This window comes from Pseudomonas sp. NPDC089918 (assembly GCF_050280605.1).
Taxonomy (GTDB): domain Bacteria; phylum Pseudomonadota; class Gammaproteobacteria; order Pseudomonadales; family Pseudomonadaceae; genus Aquipseudomonas.
This window is the reverse complement of record NZ_JBNNVP010000001.1, coordinates 126,998-152,439: the sequence shown is the minus strand read 5'-3', so window position 1 is coordinate 152,439 and position 25,442 is coordinate 126,998. Positions and strand designations below refer to the sequence as shown.

Annotated in this window: 21 protein-coding genes and 1 pseudogene; 11 read left to right on the top strand and 11 right to left on the bottom strand. The window is 57.0% G+C overall.

Annotated features, from left to right (window positions below):
- Nucleotides 1-201: 201 nt before the first annotated feature.
- The gene (locus ACQKPC_RS00685) at nt 202-1,251 is read right to left on the bottom strand and encodes a DUF3592 domain-containing protein (protein ID WP_427622759.1); all 1,050 of its coding nucleotides are present in this window, start codon (nt 1,249-1,251) and stop codon (nt 202-204) included.
- Between the two features lie 436 nt (nt 1,252-1,687).
- Complete coding sequence (locus tag ACQKPC_RS00680; protein WP_063343850.1) at nt 1,688-2,023, bottom strand: winged helix-turn-helix transcriptional regulator; 336 nt, start codon at nt 2,021-2,023, stop codon at nt 1,688-1,690.
- Between the two features lie 73 nt (nt 2,024-2,096).
- On the opposite strand from ACQKPC_RS00680, the gene ACQKPC_RS00675 reads away from it, so the two are divergent.
- Nucleotides 2,097-2,666: a carboxymuconolactone decarboxylase family protein gene (locus tag ACQKPC_RS00675; RefSeq protein WP_008013255.1), complete on the top strand. Its 570-nt coding sequence runs from the start codon at nt 2,097-2,099 to the stop codon at nt 2,664-2,666.
- Between the two features lie 110 nt (nt 2,667-2,776).
- On the opposite strand, the gene ACQKPC_RS00670 is transcribed toward ACQKPC_RS00675, so the two are convergent.
- A complete protein-coding gene (locus tag ACQKPC_RS00670; protein WP_427622878.1) occupies nt 2,777-3,124 on the bottom strand; it encodes a winged helix-turn-helix transcriptional regulator in 348 nt (115 codons plus the stop codon).
- Nucleotides 3,125-3,271: 147 nt separating this feature from the next.
- Here ACQKPC_RS00670 and ACQKPC_RS00665 point away from each other — a divergent pair, with 147 nt between their 5' ends.
- Nucleotides 3,272-4,126, top strand: a complete 855-nt coding sequence (locus tag ACQKPC_RS00665; RefSeq protein ID WP_427622758.1) for an SDR family oxidoreductase — start codon at nt 3,272-3,274, stop codon at nt 4,124-4,126.
- A 234-nt stretch (nt 4,127-4,360) separates the two neighbouring features.
- Here the strand turns inward: ACQKPC_RS00665 and ACQKPC_RS00660 are convergent, their stop codons facing one another.
- Together ACQKPC_RS00660 and ACQKPC_RS00655 are read right to left on the bottom strand one after the other, a co-directional pair.
- Nucleotides 4,361-4,549: an AbrB/MazE/SpoVT family DNA-binding domain-containing protein gene (locus ACQKPC_RS00660; protein ID WP_427622757.1), complete on the bottom strand. Its 189-nt coding sequence runs from the start codon at nt 4,547-4,549 to the stop codon at nt 4,361-4,363.
- A 188-nt stretch (nt 4,550-4,737) separates the two neighbouring features.
- A complete protein-coding gene (locus ACQKPC_RS00655; protein WP_427622756.1) occupies nt 4,738-5,277 on the bottom strand; it encodes an AAA family ATPase in 540 nt (179 codons plus the stop codon).
- A 1,725-nt stretch (nt 5,278-7,002) separates the two neighbouring features.
- Here ACQKPC_RS00655 and ACQKPC_RS00650 point away from each other — a divergent pair.
- Nucleotides 7,003-7,701: an ion channel gene (locus tag ACQKPC_RS00650; RefSeq protein ID WP_427622755.1), complete on the top strand. Its 699-nt coding sequence runs from the start codon at nt 7,003-7,005 to the stop codon at nt 7,699-7,701.
- Nucleotides 7,702-7,806: 105 nt separating this feature from the next.
- Here ACQKPC_RS00650 and arcD read toward each other — a convergent pair whose 3' ends face one another.
- Nucleotides 7,807-9,273, bottom strand: coding sequence for an arginine-ornithine antiporter (arcD, locus tag ACQKPC_RS00645; RefSeq protein ID WP_427622754.1), 1,467 nt, complete (start codon nt 9,271-9,273; stop codon nt 7,807-7,809).
- A gap of 447 nt (nt 9,274-9,720) precedes the next feature.
- On the bottom strand, nt 9,721-11,310 hold the full coding sequence (locus tag ACQKPC_RS00640; RefSeq protein ID WP_427622753.1) for a winged helix-turn-helix domain-containing tetratricopeptide repeat protein: 1,590 nt from the start codon (nt 11,308-11,310) through the stop codon (nt 9,721-9,723).
- Nucleotides 11,311-11,568: 258 nt separating this feature from the next.
- Here ACQKPC_RS00640 and ACQKPC_RS00635 point away from each other — a divergent pair, with 258 nt between their 5' ends.
- The 4 genes from ACQKPC_RS00635 to ACQKPC_RS00620 all read left to right on the top strand — a co-directional run bounded on the left by ACQKPC_RS00635 (nt 11,569) and on the right by ACQKPC_RS00620 (nt 15,566).
- Nucleotides 11,569-12,321 (top strand): SDR family oxidoreductase, encoded by a 753-nt coding sequence (locus ACQKPC_RS00635; protein ID WP_427622752.1) that lies wholly within the window; start codon nt 11,569-11,571, stop codon nt 12,319-12,321.
- Nucleotides 12,322-12,364: 43 nt separating this feature from the next.
- Nucleotides 12,365-12,778, top strand: coding sequence for a cupin domain-containing protein (locus tag ACQKPC_RS00630; RefSeq protein WP_427622751.1), 414 nt, complete (start codon nt 12,365-12,367; stop codon nt 12,776-12,778).
- A 98-nt stretch (nt 12,779-12,876) separates the two neighbouring features.
- A complete protein-coding gene (locus tag ACQKPC_RS00625; RefSeq protein ID WP_427622750.1) occupies nt 12,877-13,974 on the top strand; it encodes an HlyD family secretion protein in 1,098 nt (365 codons plus the stop codon).
- Complete coding sequence (locus ACQKPC_RS00620) at nt 13,971-15,566, top strand: MFS transporter (protein WP_427622749.1); 1,596 nt, start codon at nt 13,971-13,973, stop codon at nt 15,564-15,566. Before ACQKPC_RS00625 ends, ACQKPC_RS00620 begins: the two co-directional genes overlap by 4 nt.
- Before the next feature lie 56 nt (nt 15,567-15,622).
- On the opposite strand, the gene ACQKPC_RS00615 is transcribed toward ACQKPC_RS00620, so the two are convergent.
- Nucleotides 15,623-16,630 carry an aldo/keto reductase gene (locus tag ACQKPC_RS00615; RefSeq protein WP_427622748.1) on the bottom strand — a complete coding sequence of 336 codons (1,008 nt, stop codon included), beginning with the start codon at nt 16,628-16,630 and terminating at the stop codon, nt 15,623-15,625.
- A 92-nt stretch (nt 16,631-16,722) separates the two neighbouring features.
- Here ACQKPC_RS00615 and ACQKPC_RS00610 point away from each other — a divergent pair, with 92 nt between their 5' ends.
- Entirely contained in the window at nt 16,723-17,625 is a 903-nt protein-coding gene (locus tag ACQKPC_RS00610) for a LysR family transcriptional regulator (protein ID WP_218394574.1), read from the top strand.
- 286 nt (nt 17,626-17,911) lie between these two features.
- On the opposite strand, the gene ACQKPC_RS00605 is transcribed toward ACQKPC_RS00610, so the two are convergent.
- Nucleotides 17,912-18,805: a LysR substrate-binding domain-containing protein gene (locus tag ACQKPC_RS00605; RefSeq protein ID WP_427622747.1), complete on the bottom strand. Its 894-nt coding sequence runs from the start codon at nt 18,803-18,805 to the stop codon at nt 17,912-17,914.
- Nucleotides 18,806-18,860: 55 nt separating this feature from the next.
- Here ACQKPC_RS00605 and ACQKPC_RS00600 point away from each other — a divergent pair.
- Nucleotides 18,861-19,109: pseudogene (locus tag ACQKPC_RS00600) on the top strand (tautomerase family protein); the annotation flags it as partial.
- Between the two features lie 63 nt (nt 19,110-19,172).
- On the opposite strand, the gene ACQKPC_RS00595 reads toward ACQKPC_RS00600, so the two are convergent.
- A complete protein-coding gene (locus ACQKPC_RS00595) occupies nt 19,173-20,135 on the bottom strand; it encodes an AraC family transcriptional regulator ligand-binding domain-containing protein (RefSeq protein ID WP_427622877.1) in 963 nt (320 codons plus the stop codon).
- Nucleotides 20,136-20,202: 67 nt separating this feature from the next.
- On the opposite strand from ACQKPC_RS00595, the gene ACQKPC_RS00590 reads away from it, so the two are divergent.
- Nucleotides 20,203-21,057, top strand: a complete 855-nt coding sequence (locus tag ACQKPC_RS00590) for a sterol desaturase family protein (RefSeq protein ID WP_427622746.1) — start codon at nt 20,203-20,205, stop codon at nt 21,055-21,057.
- A gap of 278 nt (nt 21,058-21,335) precedes the next feature.
- Here ACQKPC_RS00590 and ACQKPC_RS00585 read toward each other — a convergent pair whose 3' ends face one another.
- Nucleotides 21,336-22,220 carry a LysR substrate-binding domain-containing protein gene (locus tag ACQKPC_RS00585; protein WP_401171433.1) on the bottom strand — a complete coding sequence of 295 codons (885 nt, stop codon included), beginning with the start codon at nt 22,218-22,220 and terminating at the stop codon, nt 21,336-21,338.
- Between the two features lie 158 nt (nt 22,221-22,378).
- On the opposite strand from ACQKPC_RS00585, the gene ydiJ reads away from it, so the two are divergent.
- Nucleotides 22,379-25,402, top strand: coding sequence for a D-2-hydroxyglutarate dehydrogenase YdiJ (gene ydiJ / locus ACQKPC_RS00580; RefSeq protein WP_427622745.1), 3,024 nt, complete (start codon nt 22,379-22,381; stop codon nt 25,400-25,402).
- Nucleotides 25,403-25,442 lie beyond the last annotated feature (40 nt).

Here is a 25,442-nt window from a genome sequence, read left to right as displayed (position 1 = left end):
TTGCACAAAGCGCGCTGACTCGCTTCGTCATTGGACGACACGCACGAATGACCGTTTTGGCCGATTGCTGCCCATCGCACAGGCAGCAATCGGCCAAAAGCTGCCTGCTGGAACCGGCTGAAATCGACCCGACGCAGTCTTCGCTAACGATTGAACTCACAGGCCTGAACAGCCGTTCGGGCAAGTCCGGCGGCATGATGGTCAGCCCGAAAATATGTACTTGCCTTTGATTTTCCTGGGGGTGACGAAGACGAAGTCTGGAAAGATTTTTCCTCGGACGTACCAAACAAAAGCCAAGATAACGATACTTATAGCTAATGCGATAGTGGTTGTTGCCGGACTCGATGTAAACCCCTCAAGCGATCTTGGGAATTGGAGAAGCGCAAGGAGTATGTACGCGTTGTAGGCGCCGACGCGATGGTTGTAGAAGCCCCATACCAAAAACAAGGGAATCAAGATCATTGAAACACCCATAACCCATTTGGCCGTTGGCCCCATCCTGGCGCCGATATCCAATCCCAGAAAGAATGCAATCAAAGCCTGGACGAGCATTATCGTGATGAGAATATTGACCTTGCGATCGTGCTCGTCACAACGAATTGGATCTGCATACGAAGCTATAAAGTAGGTAAGATGACTGTCTTTTACACCCCGCCCGGAGAGTTGTGAAAACACTTCCGACTTTGCAGTGCCGGCGGCGAGTAGCTCGCGAACTTTTTTCTGAACTTCTCTCTTGCTCAAAGTTGAATGTGAAATGCTTTCTCTTTGCGTTAACTTGACAGATTTCTTAGCAGGAAACACCAGGACAGCTACAGCCCCGATAAAGGCTAGCGTGCCCAAGAAAACGCCGAGGTAAAAACCCCCACCTAGTGAGTAAGTACCTGGCTTCACTCTACCCGGCTTTGCTGGGTCGACAAGAATTTCGATCACTTTTCCTTCCCTGAATGTTGCAACTGATCTTTCAACCGACTCCAGGCTGGTTCTGCAGGGCCGCTGCGATATTTCGAGCGGATAAGTGTATTGCTGTCCGTTCAACTCAAAGGTCACGTTAACCAGAGGGCAATAGGTCATACCCTTACTGCGCATCTCCTCAGAAATGGAGACAGTGGCGACAGTGGCATTCAACTTCTGCCAAGTCTTCGTCTCGTCCACCTCCTTGTACGAGGAAAGAGACACGAGAAGACAGAGCAAGCCAAAGGAAAATAAAACAACGAACAGGGCTGTCCTTAGCAAGAGCAAGAAGGTCTTCATAAGGTTCCTTGGCCAACGTGAAATGGAGGTCAGTTGGGATATGACACCTTGGCGGCAAGTCCCCCTGCGCGCGGTGTAATGATGCACTGAGGTTAGTCCGTAGATACTCAAATGCAATGCAACTTCCCGCGCTTCCGCTCCTGGCCGGTTTCTGCCGGTTCCCAGCGGCAGCTTTGGGTCCAGGCTGTGTGAAAATGCATTCACCTTTTTGAAGTCTGCGTTGCTACGTAAAATCTGCGAATGCTTGGTTAATCAGCAGACCTGAAATTTGCGTAGGAGAGCGACTTTCGCTTCGGTTCTGACCGTCAAACCGACTCCAAGACGTTTTCACACAGCCTGGGTCGGTTGCTGCCCTTCGCGACAGGCAGCAATCGGCCAAATGCAGACGTTCGCCGTTGGCTCCTTACACCCCGAAAGGGGGACATTCCACCAGGAATCAAACCTTATTTTTGCCCAATGAATCGGCCCATTTATTGGCGAATCTATACAGAGGGAAGAACGACTCCGAAAGCTCCATACCCAGTGGAGTGAGCCCGTAACCGCCCTCGTTTGACTCGATGAAACCTGCCCCACGAAGTTCGTTGACCCTACTTTGCAAGACAGTGGGCGAGATATCGCCACACACGCTTCGCAGTGCACGGGAACTGAGTGAACCGTGCTGAAGCTCCCAAAGGATCCTCAACGCCCATTTCTGTCCGAGCACATCCAAAAGCGCCATGATTGGGCGACGCCCACTCATCATTTGCAATCCCAAGCTTTGATCATCATTCATGCATATGGCCCTTGCTCGCTACAGATAATGTAGCAAATACTAGCGCTACACATTTGATAGCGAAGGGTACATCATGGCTCGAATCAAAACACTCGAAAAACCCTACACGGAAGGCCTCCAGGCGACGTTCGACAAAATAATGGGAGAGGGCGTCCCACCACTGTTGTTGTTCACCACCATCGCCACCAGCGAAAGGGCATGGCGGAAGTTCACGGCTGGTTCACTGCTGGATGGAAACCTGCTGACGCTTCGTCAGCGGGAGCTAATCATCAATAGGGTCTGCGCACTTACCGGATGCGAATATGAGTGGGGTGTGCACGTTATGGCTTTCGCAGAGCGGGCCGGATTGACGAGAGACGATATCGGCCACACCTTGGATTATCCGCTCCGGGCGGAGCACTGGACGGAGGAAGAGGCGGTGCTGCTGGCTACTATTGATGCCCTGCACAATCGCGCTACCTTGACTGAAGCGGAATTTCAGGCCACTCGACGATACCTCGATGACGATCAAATCCTTGAACTGCTGATGCTGGCGGGCTTCTATCGAACGGTATCGTATATCGCCAATAGCCTGACCCTTGCCCTTGAACCAAACGCGGCGAGATTCCGTGATTTTCGGCATGAAGCAGCGCAATCGTCTTAGGCTGACGACTCGCTTTCTGGCCGTGAGCTGCCCCCGGAAAGGGCTATATTGGGTCGATTTCTGCCGGTCGCCACCGGCCGAAATCGACCCAAAGCGGCCCTTCGCGGAGGTCAGCTCTTTTCTGCGTCCGCGTTTTCGCTCCTGAACTGCATAATCTCGGGCAGGTTGTTTTCAATCCAGTCGACCATTGCTTCTACCTTGGCCGCTGCTGCCTCTCCCAGGGGAGTCAACGTGTATTCCACATAGGGTGGCACTATCGGTCGAGAGAGCCGGTTGACGAGCCCATCGCCCTCCAATCCCTGGAGTGTCTGTGAAAGCATTTTCTCACTCACTCCACCGATTTTCCGACGCAGCTCACTAAAACGATGCGTGCCCCCCAATAAAACAACTAGCACCAGGACGCCCCAGCGGCTGGTCATATGCTTGAGGACCTCTCGCGAAGGGCAATCAGCATGCATAAGTTCGCCGCGACGTATTTTTTCGGAAACAAGGTGAGGGATATAATCTTGGCGGCTCATGATACTTACCTTTTTGTACGTACTTACTATTAGTTAGCCTGTGCCATAGGATGATCACTCCTCCCTTTGGAATCAAGGTGCTTCATTATGATTGCCGTCACAGGTGCTACCGGCCAATTGGGCCGTCTCGTTATCGACTCGCTGCTTAAAACCGTCAACCCACACGAAATCGTCGCGTTGGTGCGCGACCCACTCAAGGCGCAGGATCTTGGCGCGAAAGGCGTTAACGTCCGCCAAGCAGATTACAACCAGCCTGAAACCCTCGTTAGCGCCTTGGTCGGTGTTCAGCGTCTGCTGCTGATTTCGTCAAGCGAAGTCGGCCAGCGTACGGCACAACATCGTGCCGTCATTGAGGCGGCCAAATCTTCGGGCGTTCAACTTCTGGCGTACACCAGCATGCTGCATGCAGACAAGTCGACACTGGGCCTGGCTGTCGAGCACCGGGATACCGAACGGGCGTTGGTAGAGTCTGGATTGAATTACGTACTGCTGCGTAATGGTTGGTACAGCGAGAACTACACTGCCAGCGTGTCGCCTGCGGTCGAGCACGGAGCCATTCTGGGTAGTGCGCAAGAGGGTCGAATCTCCTCCGCAGCGCGAAAAGATTATGCTGACGCGGCAGCCGTTGTACTGACCAGCGAAGGTCAGGCAGGCAAGGTATACGAATTGGCAGGTGATGAGAGTTACTCGTTATCCGAACTGGCCACGGAAGTCGCCAAACAATCCGGTAAGACCGTTGTTTACAACGATCTTCCACAAGAGCAATACAAGGCAGTACTCATTGGATTGGGCCTGCCGGCAGAGTTCGCAGGGCTGCTGGCTGATTCTGATGCCGCAGCAGCTAAAGGCGATCTGTTTGATGACTCTCGCCAACTGAGTGAGTTGTTGGGACGTCCAACGACCCCGATTACTCAATCCGTTAGCGCGGCGCTTAAGCACTAAAACTAGCCAGCAGCAGCTTTGCTTAATGCTTCCAAGCCGCATTGAGCAAAGCCATCCACGCCAACCATCGAGGACCGGGTTGACCGTCTGCTTCTGGCCGTTTTTTGCCTGTCGCCAAGGGCTGTATCCGACCCAATACGGTCTGTCGCCGCCGGCAAATGCCCAATCGCCGCCGCTAAGATGTGCCGTTCACTTATGCCCGCTTGATGATTAGGTGGAGCGCACGGGCTCGACTCAGGGTGTAGCTGAGTCGCTCGACTTCGGTGTCAGAACTATCGCGCCGTCGATCACCTCCATCGTCAACACGTCACCGATGCTCAGTCCTAAACTGGCGAGTAGCTCAGGCGGCAAATCAATGATGACGTCGCCACTTCCATCCGCAGGATCTTGGCATTTCACTGTCCAGCGTTGGGCTTCGATCATGATGTTACTCACACTTTGGTCTTGGCGGGGACGATTCACTATGCTCGCAATGTCTTCGCAAGTTGAAGCGTGATGCTGACCGCTGAGGACTCCTTCTGGCCGATTTCTGTCTGTCGTGACGGGCAGCAGTCGGCCAAGTGCTGCCGGTCGCAACAGGCGATTTCCATACTGAAGTAGTCAACTGTCTATCAATCTCGCGGAGCCTGGCCAGTCAAATTTCCAATGCTCGCGAGAAAAACTCTGGTATCCCGATTGGACCGCAGACAGACCACGCGGCAAGTGGATGGCGCAGTCGCCACGAGTTGCTGCATCTTTGCTCGCGCTGATTTTTTCGTCCGCCACATGAATCTAAAAAATTCCGGCAGATTCGCCAGCAGTTCGGGGCAGTTCTCCGGCAAGTCAGGCCGAGACCGACCGCGCTGGAGCAGCGCTCTGAGCACTACGCGCCAGAATCGAAGCGTCGCCGAACGATCAATCCATATCAAAAGATCTGCGCGGGCCACCCGATTGTCCCAAGTGGCTGAATGGCCACCTTCGAATATCCAGCGTTCACGGGCCTCGATCTCGCGACAAAGATGAGTCTTCTCGCCCCAGCTCCGTTCGACCCATCCTGGCTGCCAGTGGATAGTGTCGATATGAATGATCGGTAAGCCCGTAAGCTGGCCAAGCTTACGCGCCAAAGTGCTTTTACCAGACCCGGGTTGCCCAACAATCATCACCCGCAGCATCGAAGCTCCTTCTCGCTATGCAAGCTGATTTTTTGGGGGTGGCGATTTTACGTCAATGCCAGTCTCCGCCAACAAACAGAATCGACCCAATATAGACCCTCAGGATTTCGTACTCTCAAACCCCATCCGCGAATTTGCAAACCACTGACGACATATTGGTAGGTCTGGAGAGGGGCATGACTACCACGCAAAAACTGACTCAAACAACGCTATGTGCAATGTCAGATCGAAGGTTATGGGTTGTCATGAAATGAAAAAACGCTGTCGCCAAATGAAAGGCTGGCGCACGCCACGTCTATAAACTCCTCCTCAAGCTTGCGCAGCAAGCCCAGCTATTTGGCTGTTGGCGCTCACGGACGCGAAACGTCTTTGGAGAAATCTGCGCATTTCCTACGAATGGAGAGGAGACAATGAGTGAGCGGTCGATAACGCAGTTCTTTTCCGCCCTAGGGGCCCCGCTTTGCATGCTGCGGCAGTCTTGGGAACAGCGCGAGCAGATGGCAGTTTTCTGCGTCCTCCCCGACTAGTGCGCTGTCGGTTGGACGGCACATTGTTACCAAAACAGCAGTAGACTGTTACAGATCATAAGCTGGCTATCTATTAGTATGCTTGGTATATTTGAAAATTATTCATCAACTTTGAATCTGGATAATTAAGAATTTTAACAAACTAACAATGCTATAAGTGCTTAATATCTAACTTATAAATATATTGCTATCAGTCAACAGCCTGACTGCGCAGTCGCCCTAATAAAACTTACGTTTGAAAATGCGTTCCTAAATCACATTGCTGAAGATAAAAATAAGTAATAGTTTTTGCGATTTGTTTTTTGTTATATTCATGAATTGTACAATCAAAAACCATGACAAACTTTGCAGAAATATCACTTCAATACCCTCAATGCTGGAAGCTCGATATAAATAATCGAATCCTGTTTGACGGTGCCAATCAAATACACTTGACAAATATTGAGAGCATAATTGTAAAGAACATGCTCCTCAAGGAGGAGCGCGTAATCAGTAGGGCAGAGCTAATTAGTAGTATTGGGAGAGAGCCTGGCCTCTATCGTGGCCTGGAGATGAGTTTGAGTAGACTGCAAGTAAAGTTCAAGAAAAGCGCTGGAGGCAGGTATCTCTTTCGCGCAGTCAGAAATCGTGGCTACTGCCTCACTCAAACCATACATATTAATGGGGAGCCGTCTCGGGAGTTTACGTGAGGTAAGCGGCAATACACCCCGCGCATGGTCATATGGCTGATGATGACTAACGAACTTATGAGCTTGGGGGGCAGCGTTTAAGATGAGTGAGTTAACTTTTTACGATGGGCCTTGCGCTTTGATACTGGTGCAGCGGATTTGAAAATGCCGTCGCATAACTTCTGAGTTATGCGACGACTAATTCGGGCGTGAAACTGTCGCACGTACTCAGTTATCTGCGACATGAGATGCACAGATGTGGCATTGAGAAAGAAGGGAGGTAAATCCGATACGCTCGGTTCCCACTCAGGACAAAAATCTGGAGTCGCAGCGAAGCACGCTGACGAGTTTAGCCTGTCACAACTGACCGAAAATGGCCGCTTCGGACCGACTGCTGCCCTTCCTGACAGGCAGAATTCGACCCATATCCGCCACTCAAGGATTTCACCCCCGACTATTCTAAAGCCAAGCCAGATTTCAACGGTGCACGGTCAGATATCGAGTGTTACTTCAGCCTCTGGGAAACCGATATGACAAATCCTCAAAATAAAGCCGAACCCGACGAGGATTTAGCCCGGTTGATTATGGGGAGAGGTCCCTACACCTATCTATTGCTGCTCTTGCTAGGGTTGATCCTTCTGTTTCCCTTTCTTGAGGAAGGTATATTTGCTCGTACCTTGCTCGGCATTCTTTTTTCGATCGTGCTGCTCGTGGGGGCTTTCGCCACCAGGCAGACTCGGCGGGGGTTCATTCTCAAACTGGGCCTGGCGTTGCTTGGGGTTGGCCTTCAATGGACGGCGTTATGGACTGGGAGTATCGCGATTCTTAGCCTTGCCGGGATAGCGTATACGGCGTCTCTTGCCGTCTCGTTTAGCGGAGTGCTTCTCTACATTCTCAAGCGCGGGCCAATTACAGCCGGCAAGCTGCATGGCGCGCTGGCGGGTTACATCATGCTGGCTTTCGTTTGGTCCTTCGTTTATGCCCTGGTGGAGATATCCAGCGCTGGCTCATTCGGTCCTGTCCCCCTCGACTTCGCACAGCCTGGCACGTTCTTCAAATTAATCTATTTCAGCCTCACGACGCTCACAACCACCGGTTACGGAGATGTTATCCCGTTGACCAATCACGCCCGCTCACTGGTAATGGTCGAAGAGTTTTCAGGCGTCTTTTACGTTGGTGTTGTGATCGCTCGGTTTGCCGGTCTTTATCCATCGAATCAGGCTAAGTGACGGACGACCGATTGCTCATGGCCCATGCCATTGAAAAAGTCCGCCTCGGTTTTCATTGAGCCGCATGGCAGACGGAGCATTCCATCCGCCATGCAAACCCTTGTTTCAGAGGCTGAGGAAACCGCTGTAGAGGCCGTAACCCGCGATCAGCGCACCTATCATCACGACAACGAAAATGACTTTTTCAATGGAGGTGAACACCGGTTGGCCCAGTTCGCGCTTGGCCTTGGCGAACAGGATTGCGCCAGGCGCATAAAGCAGTGCAGACAGCAGCAGGTACTGCGCCCCGGCCGCGTACACCAGCCATACGGCATAGAGCACAGCGATCACCCCGATTACCAGATCCTTGGTCCGCTCGCCTTGAGCCTCCTCATAGGTTTCGTTACGCCAGGCCAATAGTAAAGCGTAGGCGGCGGACCAGAAGTACGGCACCAGAATCATCGAGGTTGCCAGGTACAACAGGCTTAAATAGGTGGAACTGTTGAACAACGTGATAATCAGGAACAGCTGTATAAGCCCGTTGGATAGCCATAGAGCATTGGCGGGAACCTGGTTAGCGTTCTCCTTGCGCAAGAACGCCGGCATGGTGTGGTCGCGGGCACTGGCAAAGAGGATTTCCGCGCAGAGGAGTGTCCAGGACAACAGCGCACCGACCAGCGAGACGATCAGCCCTGCGCTGATCAGTACTGCCCCCCAGTGACCCACCACATGTTCCAGTACGCCCGCCATGGAAGGATTTTTCAGGCCGGCCAGTTGTGCCTGGGCCATGATCCCCTGAGAAAACACGTTAACCAGAACCAGTAAAAGCAGCACCCCGACGAAGCCAACCACGGTCGCCTTGCCGACGTCGCTGCGCTTTTCAGCACGGGCGGAAAAGATGCTGGCCCCTTCAATGCCAATAAACACCCAGACGGTGACCAGCATCATGTTGCGAACCTGATTCATCACCGTGCCCAGGTCACTGTTGCCAGCGCCCCAGAAGTCGCTGGTAAAAACATCCATCTTGAAGGCCACGCCGGCAATGACAATGAACAGCGCCAGCGGCACCATCTTGGCGATGGTAGTGATCACGTTAATGAAGGCGGCTTCCTTGATTCCGCGCAGAACCAGAAAATGCAGGAGCCAGAGCAGCACGGAGGCGCAAATGATTGCCGGTAGCGTGTTGCCTTCTCCGAACATCGGGAAGAAGAACCCGAGGGTACTGAACAGCAACACCATGTAGCTGACGTTGCCGATCCAGGCACTGATCCAGTAACCCCAAGCCGAAGAGAAACCCATGTAGTCGCCAAACCCGGCCTTGGCATAGGCGTAAACCCCGCCATCGAGCTTGGGCTTGCGGTTGGCCAGTGTCTGGAAGACGAATGCCAGCATCAGCATGCCGACGCCAGTGATCAGCCAGCCAATCAAGGTGGCGCCAGCACTGGCACTTTTAGCGATGTTCTGCGGTAGCGAAAAAATCCCGCCGCCCACCATGGAGCCGACGACCAGAGCGATCAATGCTCCGAACTTCAACTTATCGCTGGAGGCAGAAATCTGGGTATCTTTGTCGATGTTGCTGACGGAGTCGACCATCTGAATCTCCTTGCCGAAACGGAATCGTTCAAGAGGTGACGGGCTGACAAGAGATGCTCGCTAATGCACTGCATGACCCCTTCGAGTGACGCATGCCACCGAACAGACTGCTTTTTCGCTGCAGGAATGGATTGATGTCACCGCCCCCGCAACTGGGCACAAACAACTAAAACGCATTTAAGTCGCAGTTTCGTACCAGCCAAAAACTGGCTTCTGCTGCTTTGAACCTGACTCGATCGTTAGATCCACTTGGCTCTCCCGAAAGAGGGGATGCAAGATTCAAGCAACTTCAGTGTAGCTTCCATTCGTATGTTGCAATCTGCGAACCTGCGCATTCCTTGGAGCAGTTGGCGAAGCCAGCTACAGATCGCAGTTCGCATTAGCAGCCTTCGGTAGGGAATTCCCGCGTTGGCTTTAGCAAGCCATTCGCAGTTCACCGGGCCGCAGTCACTCAGGCAACCCAGCTAGCCGCAACCCATCAGCAAACCGTGCAAAATCCTCAGGACGCTGGATTGGCAACCAGTCTTTCAGGTTGGAGACGCGCAAGGATGGATCCAGCCCGTGCAAACGCTGCATCGCCTGCTTCGCTTTGTCCTTGCGTCCGCTGAGCGCATGACTGGCTGCCACCAGGGCAGCCGGCACCAGGAGGCTGGGTAGATTCCCCAGCGCTTTTTCCGCCCAGGCAGAGGCGGGATCGAAGCGCCCGGCGAAGAAGTGTGCGAGTGCCATTCCAACTTGCATCCTGAACATTTCCGGATCCAGCGGACTCAAGCGAACGGCATGGGTTAAATCCGCAATGGCGGCGTCTGTTTCACCGCGCAGTGCGCGCAGGATTCCGCCCAGGTACCAGGCGGGGGCGAGGTTGGGGTTGAGCAGGCGTGCCCTGTCGAGCAGGGCAATGCCGCCATCAATATCGCCGGCGAGATGGCCAAGTGCATGTCCGCCTCGCGTCAGCGCCACCGCATCGTCCCGGCCGAGTTCCACCGCCAAACGCGCAAGTCGTGCGCCCTCGGCGATCTCTTGAGTCCGATCGGTCATCCAGCCATTCAACTTGCGCCAGAAGTGGCACCAGGCCGCCATGCCATAGGCCGAGGCAAATTCCGGATCGAGCTCGATGGCCTTGTAGAACAACGGCAGCGCTTGCTCGATGGCTTCGCGGGTGCCGTTGTGCAGTTTCGGCATTCCGCGCAGGTAATAGTCGTAGGCGTCCAGGCTTTCCGTCGGTTTGCGCTTGGCGCGCTCGATTTCCGCCCGTTCCAACTGCGGCGCTATGGCGCCGACGACGCTTTCGGCGATTTGATCCTGCAGCTCGAAAATGTCGTGGAGCATGCCTTCGAAGCGCTCCGCCCAGATATGCATCCCGGTCGTTGCGTCGATGAGCTGCCCGGTGATGCGTACCTTGTGCCCGGACTTGCGCACGCTACCTTCCAGCACGTAGCGCACGCCGAGCGTCTGGCCGACGCCCTGGACGTCCACGGCCCGGCCCTTGTAAGTGAAGCTTGAATTGTGTGCGATGACGAACAGCCAGCGGATACGCGACAGGGCGGTGATGATGTCCTCTACCATGCCGTCGGCGAAATACTCCTGCTCCGGATCGCCGCTCAGGTTGTGGAAGGGCAGGACAGTAATGGAGGGTTTGTCCGGCAGGACGAGCGTGGGCGCAGGCGTTTGCTTCAGGTCCACGGGCGTGGGTTCTTCGATGTCAGGCTGTCGCGTTTCCCCGACCTCATCCACCTTGATCTCGCCGACGAAGCGGTATCCCTTACGGGCGACCGTACGCACCAGGCGCTGCTCTTCGCCGGTATCGCCGATGGCCTTGCGCACCGCATTGATGTGGCTGGTGATTGTCGACTCAGAGACGATCCGACCGCTCCACACGGCCTTGAGCAGGTCGTCCTTGCTCATGACGCGATCGCGGTTGCTGACGAGTTGCAGCAGTAGATCGAAGACCTGCGGCCCGACAGCCACGACTTGCCCGCGCAAGGTCAGTTCCCGGCGCTGCTGATCGAGCACGTAGTCTTCAAACACGAATTGCAAGGTGAGGATCCCCTCGTCGAGCGCCCTCGACTCCGTGTCTGAGCTGGCGGTTGGTAAGTGGTATCGATAATACGGCAGCGCCTGACCCGCTGCACCGTTTGCGGCAAGGGAGACCCGTCGAATAACTGTTTTTCTGGACGAAAAACCAAGCTTCCCTGAAGGCAAACTCAAGGCCGGTACAAGGACGTCCCTGACGCGCGCTGGCACTCTCGATCTACATCGACAGCAATGGTTGCAGTCGAGAAGCGGAGAGAAACCATGAAGATCGTCGTCATTGGAGGCACCGGCCTCATCGGATCGAAACTTGTGCAGAACCTCCGCGAGCGCGGCCATGACGTGCTCGCAGCCGCCCCCAGCACAGGCGTGAACAGCATCACCCGCGAGGGCCTGGCCCAAGCGATGGATGGCGCCGATATTGTCGTCGACGTGGCGAACGCGCCTTCGTGGGAAGACCAGGCCGTTCTCGAGTTCTTCGAAACGTCGAGCCGTAACCTGCTGGCTGCCGAGGCGGCCGCTGGCGTTCGCCATCACGTGGCCCTGTCGATCGTCGGCAGTGAACGGCTTCCCGAGAATGGCTATTTCCGGGCCAAGGTCGCGCAGGAAAACCTGATCGAGGCGTCCGGCATTCCTTACACCATCCTGCGGGCCACACAGTTCTTCGAGTTTGTCGGCGGCATCGCGCAAGCGGCCACTGTCGGCGAGGAGATTTGCCTGTCGCCGGCGCTGATCCAGCCGATGGCGTCGGACGACGTGGTGGCGGCGCTCACCGAGGTCACGCTGGCAACACCGGTCAATGGCACGGTCGAAGTCGCCGGTCCCGAGGCCATGCCACTCGACGAACTGGTCAGGCGCTTCCTGCGTGCCACTCAGGACACGCGCAAGGTCGTGCCGGACGTGCACGCGCGCTACTTCGGTTCGGTGCTCGACGATCAATCGCTGACGCCCGGCAAGAACCCGCGCCTTGGCGCAATCCGCTTCGAGGACTGGCTCGGTCAGTCGACGGCTCGGTAACGGGCCGCGCGCTCACACCACCTACGCACCAAGGAGCATCGCCATGGTTACCCGAAATCTCTTGGCCGCTGCCTTCGCGGCGCTGTCGATCAGCGCAGCGTCGGCCGCCGAGCCGCCCGCAGGCAAGGTGACGGTCGTATTCGACCGGCCCATTCCCAACATCCCCGGCAAGAGCATGAAGGGCGTGCTGGTCGAGTATGGGCCGGGCGCCGCGTCGCCGTCCCACACCCATCCGAAAACGGCCTTCATTTATGCAACGGTCCTGGAGGGCTCGTTTCGCATCAAAGTCAAAGGCGAGCCGGAAAAGATCTACAACGTCGGCGAAAACTTCGTAGAAGAGCCGGGCTCCGTGCACGAAGTCAGCGCCAACGCCAGCGACACGAAACCTGCACGCCTGCTGGCCGTGTTCGTCCTCGACAGCAACGAAAAGGTGCTCGTCACACCCATCAAAAAGTGAGCCGATCAACACGCTCATCGACGCTCGACAGCCGGACGGCAGGTCACTGTCGTCCTGCGGTTGTTGCAGGTCCTTGGCATTGAACAGGAAACAAGAACATGAATTCGCTTCAGGACAAGGCCGCCATTGCCACCGGCGCAAGCGCCGAGATCCCTGTCGTGGTGGCGCGGCAAAGCAAGAAAAAGATGATCGGCATCCTGCTGTGCATCGGCGCCGTGGTGGTTGTGGCCGGCGGATGGGCCATGGCGTTTTCGGGCGGTTCGACCTCCACCGATAACGCTTATGTGCGCGGCGACCTCACCTCGCTCGCGGCCAAGGTTGCCGGCTATGTCACGGCGGTCGAGGTCGAGGACAACCAGACCGTCCGGGCGGGTGACGTCTTGTTCCGGATTGACGATCGGGACTATCGCGCACGGCTCGCGCAGGCAGTGGCTAATGTCAGCGCTGCCGAGGCTCGCCTGACCCATGTCGATGCCGAAACCCAGCTTCAGCGTGCCCTGATTCGACAGGCCGAAGCCCAGCGACGCTCGGCCGCCGCCGAGATGAATCTGGCGACCAAGACCCATGATCGCAGCCAAAAACTTATCGTCAGCCACGCGGTCAGCCAGGCCCTGGTCGATGAAACCGGCACGGCACGCTCCAGAGCCGAGGCGACGGTATCGGCAGCTTCGGCAACGGTCGAGGCTCAACAGCAACGCATCACCGTCCTCGTGGCCCAGCGAGAAGCTGCCGTTGCTGCTGTGGCGCAGGCACAGGCCGCGCGCGATCTGGCCCAGATTGATCTCGACAGCACCGTGGTACACGCGCCTGTTGATGGCGTTATCGGTAACCGTCAGGTCCGGGTCGGCCGGTTCGTTACGCCGGGTGTTTCGTTGCTCGATATCGTGCCGGTCAATGATGTGTGGGTCGTGGCGAACTTCAAGGAAACCCAGCTCGAACATATCCGCCCCGGCCAGCGCGTGCGCATTACGGTCGACGGTTATCCCGACGGGGCACTTGAAGGCGTGGTCGACAGCTTTGCACCGGGTAGCGGGTCGGCGTTCAGCTTGCTGCCCACAGACAACGCAACAGGAAACTTTGTGCGTGTCGTGCAGCGGGTTCCGGTAAAGATCCGGCTTGCCCACAACCCATTGCCGGGCCGCATCGTCCCTGGCTTGTCCGCGCGTGTCGAGGTTGCGCAAGGGGGCGGCTCATGAACACGGTTGCCAGCGCCACGCGGAGCAACGCCAGCGCTACGACCGGTGTCCTGCTCATGGCGGGCATCGTGCTCGCCACGCTAACGGAAGCGATCGCCAGCACCGTTCTGTCGCTCGGACGCAGCGACATCATCGGCGACACCTATGCAACGCCTGATGAGTTTGCCTTGTTGGATATCGGCTACATCGCGCTCAAGCTGATCGGGTTCATGACCGCCCCTTGGCTGATGAACCGTTTCGCTGCGCGTCATGTGATCATCAGCTCAACCCTGGTCATGGGCCTGGCGTGTGGCATTGCCGCCATCACCGCTCGGCTGGATCTGCTGGTTGCACTTCGGGTTATCCAGGGCTTTGCCGGTGGCACCCTGCTGGTCGGGGGCCAGGCGATCATATTTCGCGCTTTTCCGCGGTCCTATCAGCCCATCCTTCAAGCGCTGTTTGCCATGGGCTCCGTTGTCGCGCCTGCGACGCTCGCCCCGGCGCTTCAAGGGTGGTTGATCGATAGCCAATCCTGGACATGGATCTTCTTCAGTGTTGTCCCGATTGCCTTGGCGGCTGCCGGACTTGTGCTGATCGCAGACGGCCCAATGCCCGCGAAGGCCCGGCAGCGTCCGTTTGACTGGATCGGCTTCTCGCTGATCTCTGCCACCCTGTTGTGTTTCACCTACGTTCTCAGCCAAGGCAGCCGATGGGACTGGTTCGAGGAGCCTCGCATCCTGTGGCTAACGGTGATCGGCGCAGCCGCTCTGCTGGTATTTCTCGGCCAACAAGTGATGGCCAAAGGGCAGGGCCTGTTCGACTTCACCCTGTTCAAAACGAGCGATTTTTCTTTCGCCTTTATCGTCAGTTTTGTCGCCGGCGCCGCCTTGTTCGGCAGTGCGTTCCTGATTCCGGCGTTCGCCCTGTCGGTCCTCGGATTCACGCCTGCCGATGCCGGTCAGCTGCTGTTGCCCAGTGGCGCTTTTTTTGTCGGCGCGCTGCTCATATCGGCCTGGCTCATGCAGGCCCGCCGCGTTGCGCCATTCGCCACGGTGCCCTTTGGAATCCTGATGATCATGGTTGCAATGTGGATGCTGTCCGGTTCGACCAGCGAAAGCGGCGCGGACGACATGATGGCGGCTATCCTGTTGCGCGGCCTGGGGCTTGGCTTCCTGTTTCTATCGATCACGCTGATCGCTTTCAGCCACCTCAACAGCCGAAACCTCGCTGGCGGAATAGGCCTTTTCAATACGGGGCGCCAGTTGGGTGGCCTTATTGGGGTCGCAGGGCTCCAGACACTGATCGACCATAACGTCGTCACCAATGCCGTGGTCCTCGGCGCCAACGTCACCCCAGGCGGGGCCGCGATCATCGAACGGATGACGACCACGACAGCCATGCTGAGCGCGAAAGGAATGGATGCAGCGGCCGCTGGCCGGGCAGCGACGAGCCTTCTGGGCCGGTTGGTGACAAGTCAGTCCACGGTGATTGCCTTCGACACAGCGTTCGTCGCCGTGGCCCTGCTTTTTGTAATCGCTGCCCCCATTCTGGTCGGCATCAAGATCGGATTCGCGCGATACGAGAAAGTGCGCGCTTCACGAGCCGTCGCGTGAGACAGCCCACCTGCCAGCGATGGCGAGGGAGGAGAGCACTCGGACCACCCCGGGTGTCAGGCGGCGCCAGGAACGTTTGTTCCCATGCCCGACGGCAGGAACGGTCGAATTTCGTCGATTTCCGCGGCGCTAAGGCGCAACGCCGAGGCTGCAATCAGCCCGTCTACTTGTGCTGGACGGCGGGCCCCGACAATGGCGCCCGTCACTACCGGTTGGCGAAGTGCCCAGGCGATAGCGACCGCTGCAGCACTCACCCCGTGCCTTTCTCCAATGCGTGCCATGACGTCAACCAATGTCAGGTTCGCACTCAAACGGGGCTCCTGGAAATCAGCACTTCGGGCCTTGCGCCAATCGTCTTCGGGCAGTTGCGAGATGCGTTCGCGCGTCATGCTGCCGGACAGTAGCCCCGATTGAAGTGTGGAGTAGGCAAGGACACCCAACCCGGCCTGCTCACAGAATGGCAGGACGTCTTTCTCGATGTCCCGCATCAAGGCGGAGTACGGCGGCTGGAGCGAAACGATCTCTGTCACCGCCTGCGCCCGCTTGAGTTGAGCGACATCGAAATTCGATACGCCGATAGCGCGAATTTTTCCTTGATCGCGCGCGGCTACCAAAGCCGAAAGCGCCATTTCAATACCTTCACTGCTTGCGTCGGCAGGAAAGGCAGGCCAGTGGATCTGATACAGATCGATAGTCTCGACTTGGAGCCTGCGCAAGCTTGCGTCGATCTCGGCGAGCAAGGATTGGGGGACCAGGGAGTGCGAAATCTGCTTCGTGACCGGGTCCCAGACCAGGCTGCCTTTGGTGAACACCAAAGGACGCCGCGAGACCGGCACCCGACGCAGCAATTGCCCCACCAATTGCTCCGCATGGCCCAAGCCATAAACCGCAGCGGTATCAATCCAGTTCACGCCGCGTTCGACGGCATATTCAAGTGCGCCTAGGCTGTCCTTGTCATCCTGCGCTCCCCAACTGTACTCCCAACCTGTGCCAGCGATTGCCCACGTCCCCAGGCCAATAGGCGAAATCAGAAAATCCGATGATCCAAGACGATTCTTTTGCATTGCGACCTCTCCACAAATGATGTGAGTAGTATCTGGGAGAGATCTGATGGCGATAAGATGGGTAATCGTATTTGAACTGCTGAACGAAATTCATGAGTAATCACCCCGATCTCTCTGAGCTCGATGCCTTTGCCGCCGTCGCTCGCCATCGCAGCTTTCGCAAGGCCGCCGACGAGCGTGGCGTTTCGGCTTCCGCGTTGAGTCACGCGATGCGAGCGTTGGAGGCACGCCTGGGCATCAGGCTGTTGAACCGAACCACTCGTAGCGTGACCCCGACCGAGGCCGGCCAACAGCTATTGGCGACGCTGGTCCCGACCCTGCATCAGGTTGCCGATGTGTTGGCGCAATTGACCTCGATGCAGGAAGTTCCCGCAGGCAAACTCCGCCTCAACGTGGCGCGCCCGGCGGCTCGTATCGTGTTTGCGAAAGTGCTCGCGCCCTTCGTGGCCAGGTATCCACGTATTCAGTTGGACCTGATCACCGACGATGGATTGACTGATATCGTGAACGGCGGATTTGACGCTGGAGTCCGCTTTGGTGAAAGCCTGGCCGGCGACATGATCGCAGTCCCTGTCGGCGCCCCTCAATCGTTCGTGACCGTTGCTTCGGATGCCTATCTGGCCGCAAAGGGGATCGCGCACGCCCCCCGCGACTTGCTCGAGCATTCGTGCATTGCCAGGCGTTTTCCCAGTGGCAAATTTTACGCCTGGGAGTATCAAGCAGACGGTCAACCGATACGGTTGTCCGTCACAGGCCCGCTCATTCTGGAAGACGATGCGCTGATGATCCAGGCGGCGAAAGATGGCGCTGGTATTGCCTATGTCTACGAGGAGCTGGCGCGCGACGAAATCAGCAACGGACATCTCAGAGAAATACTCCAGGAATGGAAAGCACCGCCAAGCCGATTCTTTCTTTATTACCCCAGCCGGCGCTATGTGCCACCGGCCTTGAACGCGCTCATCGAATTCATCAGAGCGGGTGACTTGCGAACCTGATTCAGAACCATCGCGATTGGCAGTCTCGATGACTGCTCCGGGTTGAATCCACAGTCGAAAGCAGCCCTTCGGGTCGAACAGCAATCGGCCAGACGCAGCCACCCAGTAAGTCCGCCTGGCGCCGCCGCATACGTACCTGCGGGAAATGCCCCCGGATATGCTCAAGTTCCATCGGATAGATGACCCGATGTACAGCCCTTTCCCGGAAAAGGTGACACCTCGAGATGTCCTGAATTACAGCCAGTATTACAAGTACGACACCTTGGGCGATTTGCTTTAGACAGCATCAAACGGAGGCGCCTGCAGTGATACTGAACGCCTGCTCTTCCAGACTGGTTTGTATCAACGCAGCCAGTTGTCGGGTGGCAGGCGCCAGGTGTTCTGCTCCACGATAAAGCACATAGCCGAGGGTCGGCAGCGTGGGTAGGCCGGCAATGACGGCGAGATGTCCTGGCAGTCCAATGCGGGTTCGCAACGTGAGGCCCAAACCGGCAGCAACGGCCGCCCAGATTCCACCCACGCTGGGGCTGGTCAGCGCGATTCGCCAGGGAATCCGCGCCTCATCCAATGCCTGGGTTGCCGCGCTACGCAATACGCAAGGGGCGTCGAACATGATCAATGGCAGGGGGGAATCTACAGAGCAGTTAAGCGGTTGCGTATCACGAGATCCGATCCAGTGCATCTGTGTTTCACCCAGGCGTGTGGCATGGGGGGACATGTGCCCTGTGTCCCAAGACAGGGCCAGGTCCAGGCCACCGCTGTCGATCAATGCAAGCAATTCGATATTACGCGCGATCCTGACTTCGAGGCTCACCCTCGGGTACATCTTGACGTAGCGTCGCAGGATATCGCTGAGAAAGTGTTCGCCAAAGTCTTCCTGAAGCCCCAGGCGTACCGTTGCGGCGGTCTGGCTTTCGTGTAGCGTCTGGAAAATGCTGTCGTTCAGTTCAAGCAGTCGGCGGGCATGGCTGAGCAGGGATTCACCCACCGGCGTCAACACCAGCCCTCGACCGGATTTGGACAGCACTGGCGTGCCTATCTGTTCCTCAAGCTTCTTGAGTTGTGCGCTCACGGCAGACGTCGAGCGATTGAGCCGATCCGCCGCTTTGGCAAAACTGTTGAATTCCACACCGGTTACGAAAGTACGCAGCACATCAAGATCGAAGGTTGGACGGCGCATCGAATCATCCACTAATTTAGGACTATGGTCGCCATTAAATCGGATATTCGGAATTGATCCCGGCTACCTGGGCGGTCCGCGCAGCCATGACTTCGTGCTGATCGCGATTACTGTCGGCCGCCCTCGAGACATCGAGACGAAACAGCGTTTCTATCGCAACCTGGTCGAGAGACTGAGTCGAGCACCAGGCATCGACTCTGAAGACATCATGGTGGTGATTACCACTACCGCGGCAGATGAATGGTCGTTTGGTGGCGGGCGGGGTAATGATGGCGTACCTCAGGGGTGCATGCGGTCGGCGTAGGAGTAGCCTTGAGGGCAGGATAGATAAAGCAAAAGACAGGCTCGAAATAATCTGGCCGCCACCTTAATTCCTGTCACGCCATCGACTTCGGGCATGGAGGTAGGCAGTCAAATCGCTGTAGCCCAATTGAGCTGCAATCTCTGTTAACGACTCGCCTTGCAACTCAAGATGCAGTTCCAGTTCTGCACGAACCTGATCGAGTAATTGCCTGAAGGTCGTGCCTTGTTCTTCCAGGCGTCTGCGTAATGTCCTGGGCGTCTGGTGCAGCGTCTTTGCCAGATTGTCCAGATTTGGAGTTTCACCTCTGGCCAGAGAGCGTCGCGCACCTTCGGCAACTTTGGCTGACCAACCGCTGAAATTGCGATGCGCGGCAATCCGTCGATCCAGCTCCTGAGTCAATAACTCCAACATCCCGTGATGACGGGTCTGCATTGGCAGGCTCAAGCTTTGGGCATGGAAATAGAAACAGTTAACCGGGCAGTCAAACTCGATGCGGTCTCCAAACCACTGGGTGTATTGCTTGTAGTACGACGGCCGCGAATGCATGAATTTTGCCAGAATCGGTTGCACATCCTGCCCCGTTCCACGTCGCAATTGCGCGATGGACATCACGCCATAGTGTTCGATGACATACCGCGCCAACTCGCCTGGCGCATCGACGCACAGCTCGATCCCGACGCCGTTTTCGTCATTCACCAACCTCACGTTGTCTGTGTCCGATGCAAGCGGTGCGTACCGCGCCCAAAGGTGCATGGACGACAGAACGTCGGGGCTATAGAGGCAAAGATAAGCCAGGACGTGCCAGTCCTGAGGCGTGAACAGCGCGAACAGTTTTAACCCGATAGCCGAATCAATGCGCGCCGCCTCGCGCCAAAGTTGATCCAGTTCGATCAGGCTGTAATCCGTGCTTTTTCGGGAAACCTGGCTGTCAAGGAAGCGCTCCAGTACTTGGCCCAGCCTGCCTCGATGAAAGCGCTGGGGCGGGCGATTGGCCGGTTCTAGCTCAATTCTGTCCATTTCGCGCATTGGGAGGGCTGGCTCCTGGGTTTCTAATGACATGGCATTGCCCGCAAGGGCCTGAATCGAGAGTGCCATGAATACAACAATGCTCGCCAATAACCCTGCTGTAATAGTGGCCGGGATTTTCCTTGCCTTCATTTTCCTGGAGCTTGCCTGCTCCTCGTTTCGTCAGTCGTCAGGCGGTAAACGTGACGTACTCATTGAAGTCGTCGGCTCCGGCATCCTGGTGGCGGTCACGTTCCCTTTAGTCATGTGGCTTAGTGGCAAAATATTAAGTCAGGCTGTACCGGAGATGAAGGACGCATTGGCCGGAATCCCGTGGATTGCAGGATTTGTCTTGTTTTTACTGCTCGATGACATGACCCAATACTGGTGGCATCGCCTGACTCACCGGGTTCCTGCACTTTATGCATTGCACCGTGCACATCATTCCGCACCCTATATGAGTGTGCGCATCGTCTATCGCAACAACAGTTTCTACTATCTTCTGATGCCCGGCATCTGGTTATCCGGAGTGTTGATCTATCTTGGGCTTGCACCCGTTTATTATGTTTATCTGATTCTGAAAATGACCGTGATCTTCGCTGCACACAGCAGCATTGCGTGGGACGACAAACTTTATCGCATCCGCGCGTTACGCCCACTTGTCTGGGTTTTGGAGCGAACCTTCTCCACACCCTCCACTCACTCTGCGCATCACGGGTTGACTGCCGAGGACGGCGTTACCCATTACAAAGGCAATTTCGGCAACCTGTTATTTTTTTGGGACATCCTGTTCGGAACCGCAAAAATTACCCGTCGGCGTCCGCCAGCCTACGGAATCGAACACTTGTCACCAATAAGCTGGAAAGAAGAATTATTCTGGCCAATCGTGCGTTCCCGCCGTACCGCACCCAAGGTAAACGCTAACCAGAAGGTGGCGCGATGAGTCGTCATATTGTTCAGGTCAATCAGTCAAGGTCGGGGCTGATACGGTTTTTCCTTCGCCATCTGCATCTGTAATGGGATCAGCCTGCGGCTCACAATGACAGCACGGTCAGCAGCGGCGGTAGCCGCTGCACCGCAAACTCATAACGTAGGAGGCCCAATGGGCAAGATGGCATTATTCCTGGGTGGATTTCTGGTGTTGACCATTTTGATTGGTGCGCTTGCCACGATCTCTCCGGTGTAGGGAGAGGGCGTCTCTCGCCTTGAGATCCAGGGCGCTCATATCTGTTCCAGCAACCAGGTACGGAACGCGATGAGTGATGGCAGCATTTCGTTGCGCGGCGGGTAGGTCAGGTAGTAACTGCGCTGACTGGCGAAGGGCAGGTCCAGGCCGATCAGCTCTGAATTGGCCAATTCATCGGCCACCAGAATACGAGGCACCAGACCTATTCCGATGCCGGCTCTGACGGCCTGGATCAAGTGTGAGGTGAGTTCGAAACTTGGCCCCAGGCGCATCATCCGATGGGGCAAGCCGTGGTGGCTGAACCACTCGCCCCAGACGTTGGAATTACTCGCGACATTGAGCAGCGTCTGCCCGCCAATGCGCTCCGCAGGCCAGGCGTCATGGGCCTTGGCCGCTTGCGGAGAAATGATCACCATCAGTTCTTCCGTGTGCAGCCGATGGCTGATCAGGCCCGGTAAATCAGCATTGCCGACGACAATCGCAGCATCAATGCCGCTGGTTTCAAAGTCGATGGCGTCGATCCGGGAGTTGATGTGCACCAGCATGCCAGGATGGCTTTTATAAAAGTCATGAAGGCGCGGCAATAACCACTTCGAGCCGAAGGTCGGCAATGTGGCCAGGCGCAATGTGCCGCTGCCGGATTGATAAGCCATGGCCTGCAACGTGGCGCTACGGATGCGTCCGAGCGCTTCGCTCATTTCCCGCTGATAAAGACGACCGACATCGGTCAACTTCACCTGGCGGCCTTCACGGCGAAACAGCGTCAGGCCCAGTTGCTGCTCCAGCGCCTGGACTTGGCGGCTGACTGCGCTTTGGGTCAGGGAGAGTTCCAGCGCAGCGTGGGTGTAGCTTTCATGTCGGGCGGCGGCTTCAAAGGCCAGCAGCAACGACATCGAGGGGGTGAGGTGACGGTAATTCATTCGTAAAAGTCATCAATAGCGGCAGGATTATCCGTTTGTCCGGTGCCCGAGCCTGCAGGATCATTGGCATAGCCGACGACCTGAGGCTGCCCCATTAATGCTCAGGCGACAAGTGTTTTGATTTTTCCGTGATTAGACCCACAAGAGACCATCCTGCGATGATCGCCCAGTTGACGACCGTTGAACCCGCGGCACAGTACCCGGAATTTCTGCAAGCCCTGCGCGCCAGCGGCTTCCGCGGTCAGCTCAGCGCCGACTATGCCACTCGGACCGTGCTGGCGACCGACAACTCGATTTACCAGCGTCTGCCGCAAGCGGCGGTGTTCCCCCTGGACGCGGACGACATCGTGCACATCGCGACATTGATGGCCGAACCACGCTTTCGCCAGATCAAGCTGACCCCGCGAGGCGGTGGCACCGGGACCAATGGCCAGTCATTGACCGAAGGCATCGTGGTCGACTTGTCGCGGCATATGAACACTGTCCTCGAAATCAACGTCGCCCAGCGTTGGGTGCGGGTGCAGGCGGGCGTGGTCAAGGACCAGCTGAATGCCGCGCTCAAGCCTCATGGGCTTTTCTTCGCCCCGGAGCTGTCGACCTCCAACCGCGCCACCGTGGGCGGCATGATCAACACGGACGCCAGCGGCCAGGGCAGCTGCACCTATGGCAAGACCCGCGATCATGTTCTGGAATTACACAGCGTACTGCTCGGCGGTGAGCGCCTGCACAGCCAGCCTCTGTCCGATGCGGAGCTGGAGGTGGTGTGCGCGCAATCCGGCCGCATCGGCGAGGTGTACCGCACCGCGCGGCACATTCAGGAAACCCAGGCCGACCTGATCGAGTCGGTGTTCCCCAAACTCAATCGTTGCCTGACGGGTTACGACTTGGCGCATCTGCGTGATGAGCACGGACGCTTCAACCTCAACAGCGTGTTGTGCGGTGCGGAAGGCTCGTTGGGCTACATCGTCGAAGCCAAGCTCAACGTGCTGCCGATTCCCAAGTACTCGGTGTTGGTGAACGTACGCTACGCCAGCTTCATGGATGCGCTGCGCGACGCCAATGCGCTGTTGGCGCACAAGCCGCTGTCCATCGAAACCGTGGACTCCAAAGTGTTGATGCTGGCGATGAAAGACATTGTCTGGCACAGCGTCGCCGAGTATTTCCCGACGGACGCCGAGCGCGCGACGCTGGGTATCAATCTGGTGGAGTTCAGCGGGGAGGACCTGACACAAGTGAAGGCTCGCGTGGCATCGTTCGTGGCGCATCTGCAGGCCGACACCACGATCGAGCGGTTGGGCCACACGTTGGCCGAAGGTGCCGAAGCAGTGACCCGCGTATACGCCATGCGTAAACGCTCGGTCGGGCTACTGGGCAACGTTGAAGGCGAGATTCGCCCGCAGCCTTTCGTTGAAGACACCGCCGTGCCGCCGGAGAAACTGGCCGACTACATCGCGCAGTTCCGCGCCTTGCTCGACAGCCATGGCCTGGCCTATGGCATGTTCGGGCATGTCGACGCGGGTGTGTTGCATGTGCGCCCGGCGCTGGACATGAAAGACCCGGCCCAGGCCGCGCTGGTCAAGCCGATTTCCGATGCCGTGGCCGAGCTGACCCGGCGCTATGGTGGTTTGCTGTGGGGCGAGCACGGCAAGGGATTGCGCTCCGAATATGTCCCTGATTTTTTTGGCGAGCTGTACCCGGCGCTGCAATTGCTCAAGGGCGCGTTCGATCCACACAATCAGCTCAACCCCGGCAAAATCTGCACTCCGCCGGATTCCGCCCAAGGCTTGCTCAAGGTTAACGAAGTGACGCTGCGCGGTGAGCTGGATCGGCAAATCGACGAACGTGTCTGGCAAAGTTTCGGCACCGCTGTGCACTGCAACGGTAACGGCGCCTGTTACAACTACGACCCCGACGATGCGATGTGCCCCTCGTGGAAAGCCACCCGTGAACGCCAGCATTCGCCAAAGGGCAGGGCGTCATTGATTCGCGAATGGTTGCGTTTGCAAGGCGCGGCCAATATCGATGTATTGGAAGCGGCGCGGGGCAAGTTGTCGTGGTTGAGCGGCTTGCCAACGAGGATGCGCAATAACCTGGCACGCTCGCGCGGCGAGGCGGATTTCTCCCACGAAGTCTACGACGCGATGGCGGGCTGTCTGGCCTGTAAATCTTGCGCCGGACAATGCCCGGTCAAGGTCAATGTCCCGGATTTCCGATCGCGTTTTCTGGAGCTTTATCACGGTCGCTATCAACGTCCGCTTCGCGATTACCTGATCGGCTCGCTGGAGTTCACCATTCCTTATATGGCCTATGCGCCGGGCCTGTACAACGCGGTAATGGGCTCAACATGGATGAGCCGCTTGCTTGCGCGACACGTCGGCATGCTCGACAGCCCGCTGATCAACCGTTACGACTTGCAGGCCACGTTGACCCGCTGCAACGTCGTTGTCGCCAGCGTGCCGGCCCTGCGCGAGCTCACCATCGCGCAACGTCAGCGCAGCGTGGTGTTGGTGCAGGACGCTTTCACCCGTTACTTCGAAACACCGTTGCTGGCGAGCTTTATCCAGTTGGCGCATCAGTTGGGCTATCGCGTGTTTCTGGCGCCCTATAGTGCCAACGGCAAGCCGTTGCATGTACAAGGCTTCCTCGGCGCATTCGCCAAAGCGGCGATCCGCAACGCCAGTCAACTCAAGGCGCTAGCCGACTGCGAAGTACCGTTGGTGGGGCTGGATCCGGCGATGACGCTGGTCTACCGCCAGGAATACCAGAAAGTGCCGGGGCTCAATGATTGCCCAAAGGTCTTGCTACCCCAGGAGTGGCTCTTCGATGTGTTGCCTGAAAAACCGCATCCGGCTACTCAGACATTCCGTTTGCTGGCGCACTGCACCGAGAAGACCAATGTGCCGGCCAGTACTTCGCAATGGGAAGCAGTGTTTGCCCGGCTTGGACTCAAGTTGGTGACTGAGGCGACGGGCTGTTGCGGCATGTCCGGAACCTACGGCCATGAAGCACGCAACCAGGACACCTCGCGGACCATTTTTGAGCAGTCATGGGCCGGCAAGCTGGACAAGACGGGAGAAGCACTGGCAACGGGTTACTCCTGCCGCACTCAGGTAAAGCGTCGCGCCAACAGGCAACTACGCCACCCACTGGAAGTGGTGTTGGAGCATGTGCGCGCAGAGTAGGCTAGCTTGAGAATCTTGTGGATCGCCAACGTGCAGGTGA

Excerpts from the sequence above, each read along its gene's own strand:
- ACQKPC_RS00610 (WP_218394574.1), top strand. The coding sequence starts at position 16,723 with ATGAGTAATCACCCCGATCTCTCTGAGCTCGATGCCTTTGCCGCCGTC.
- ACQKPC_RS00680 (WP_063343850.1), bottom strand. The coding sequence starts at position 2,023 with ATGAATGATGATCAAAGCTTGGGATTGCAAATGATGAGTGGGCGTCGC.
- ACQKPC_RS00605 (WP_427622747.1), bottom strand. The coding sequence starts at position 18,805 with ATGCGCCGTCCAACCTTCGATCTTGATGTGCTGCGTACTTTCGTAACC.
- ACQKPC_RS00585 (WP_401171433.1), bottom strand. The coding sequence starts at position 22,220 with ATGAATTACCGTCACCTCACCCCCTCGATGTCGTTGCTGCTGGCCTTT.
- ACQKPC_RS00660 (WP_427622757.1), bottom strand. The coding sequence starts at position 4,549 with ATGATCGAAGCCCAACGCTGGACAGTGAAATGCCAAGATCCTGCGGAT.
- ACQKPC_RS00635 (WP_427622752.1), top strand. The coding sequence starts at position 11,569 with ATGAAGATCGTCGTCATTGGAGGCACCGGCCTCATCGGATCGAAACTT.
- ydiJ (WP_427622745.1), top strand. The coding sequence starts at position 22,379 with ATGATCGCCCAGTTGACGACCGTTGAACCCGCGGCACAGTACCCGGAA.
- ACQKPC_RS00630 (WP_427622751.1), top strand. The coding sequence starts at position 12,365 with ATGGTTACCCGAAATCTCTTGGCCGCTGCCTTCGCGGCGCTGTCGATC.
- ACQKPC_RS00625 (WP_427622750.1), top strand. The coding sequence starts at position 12,877 with ATGAATTCGCTTCAGGACAAGGCCGCCATTGCCACCGGCGCAAGCGCC.
- ACQKPC_RS00665 (WP_427622758.1), top strand. The coding sequence starts at position 3,272 with ATGATTGCCGTCACAGGTGCTACCGGCCAATTGGGCCGTCTCGTTATC.
- ACQKPC_RS00620 (WP_427622749.1), top strand. The coding sequence starts at position 13,971 with ATGAACACGGTTGCCAGCGCCACGCGGAGCAACGCCAGCGCTACGACC.
- arcD (WP_427622754.1), bottom strand. The coding sequence starts at position 9,273 with ATGGTCGACTCCGTCAGCAACATCGACAAAGATACCCAGATTTCTGCC.
- ACQKPC_RS00670 (WP_427622878.1), bottom strand. The coding sequence starts at position 3,124 with ATGCATGCTGATTGCCCTTCGCGAGAGGTCCTCAAGCATATGACCAGC.
- ACQKPC_RS00590 (WP_427622746.1), top strand. The coding sequence starts at position 20,203 with ATGAATACAACAATGCTCGCCAATAACCCTGCTGTAATAGTGGCCGGG.
- ACQKPC_RS00650 (WP_427622755.1), top strand. The coding sequence starts at position 7,003 with ATGACAAATCCTCAAAATAAAGCCGAACCCGACGAGGATTTAGCCCGG.
- ACQKPC_RS00595 (WP_427622877.1), bottom strand. The coding sequence starts at position 20,135 with ATGCGCGAAATGGACAGAATTGAGCTAGAACCGGCCAATCGCCCGCCC.
- ACQKPC_RS00675 (WP_008013255.1), top strand. The coding sequence starts at position 2,097 with ATGGCTCGAATCAAAACACTCGAAAAACCCTACACGGAAGGCCTCCAG.
- ACQKPC_RS00655 (WP_427622756.1), bottom strand. The coding sequence starts at position 5,277 with ATGCTGCGGGTGATGATTGTTGGGCAACCCGGGTCTGGTAAAAGCACT.
- ACQKPC_RS00685 (WP_427622759.1), bottom strand. The coding sequence starts at position 1,251 with ATGAAGACCTTCTTGCTCTTGCTAAGGACAGCCCTGTTCGTTGTTTTA.
- ACQKPC_RS00615 (WP_427622748.1), bottom strand. The coding sequence starts at position 16,630 with ATGCAAAAGAATCGTCTTGGATCATCGGATTTTCTGATTTCGCCTATT.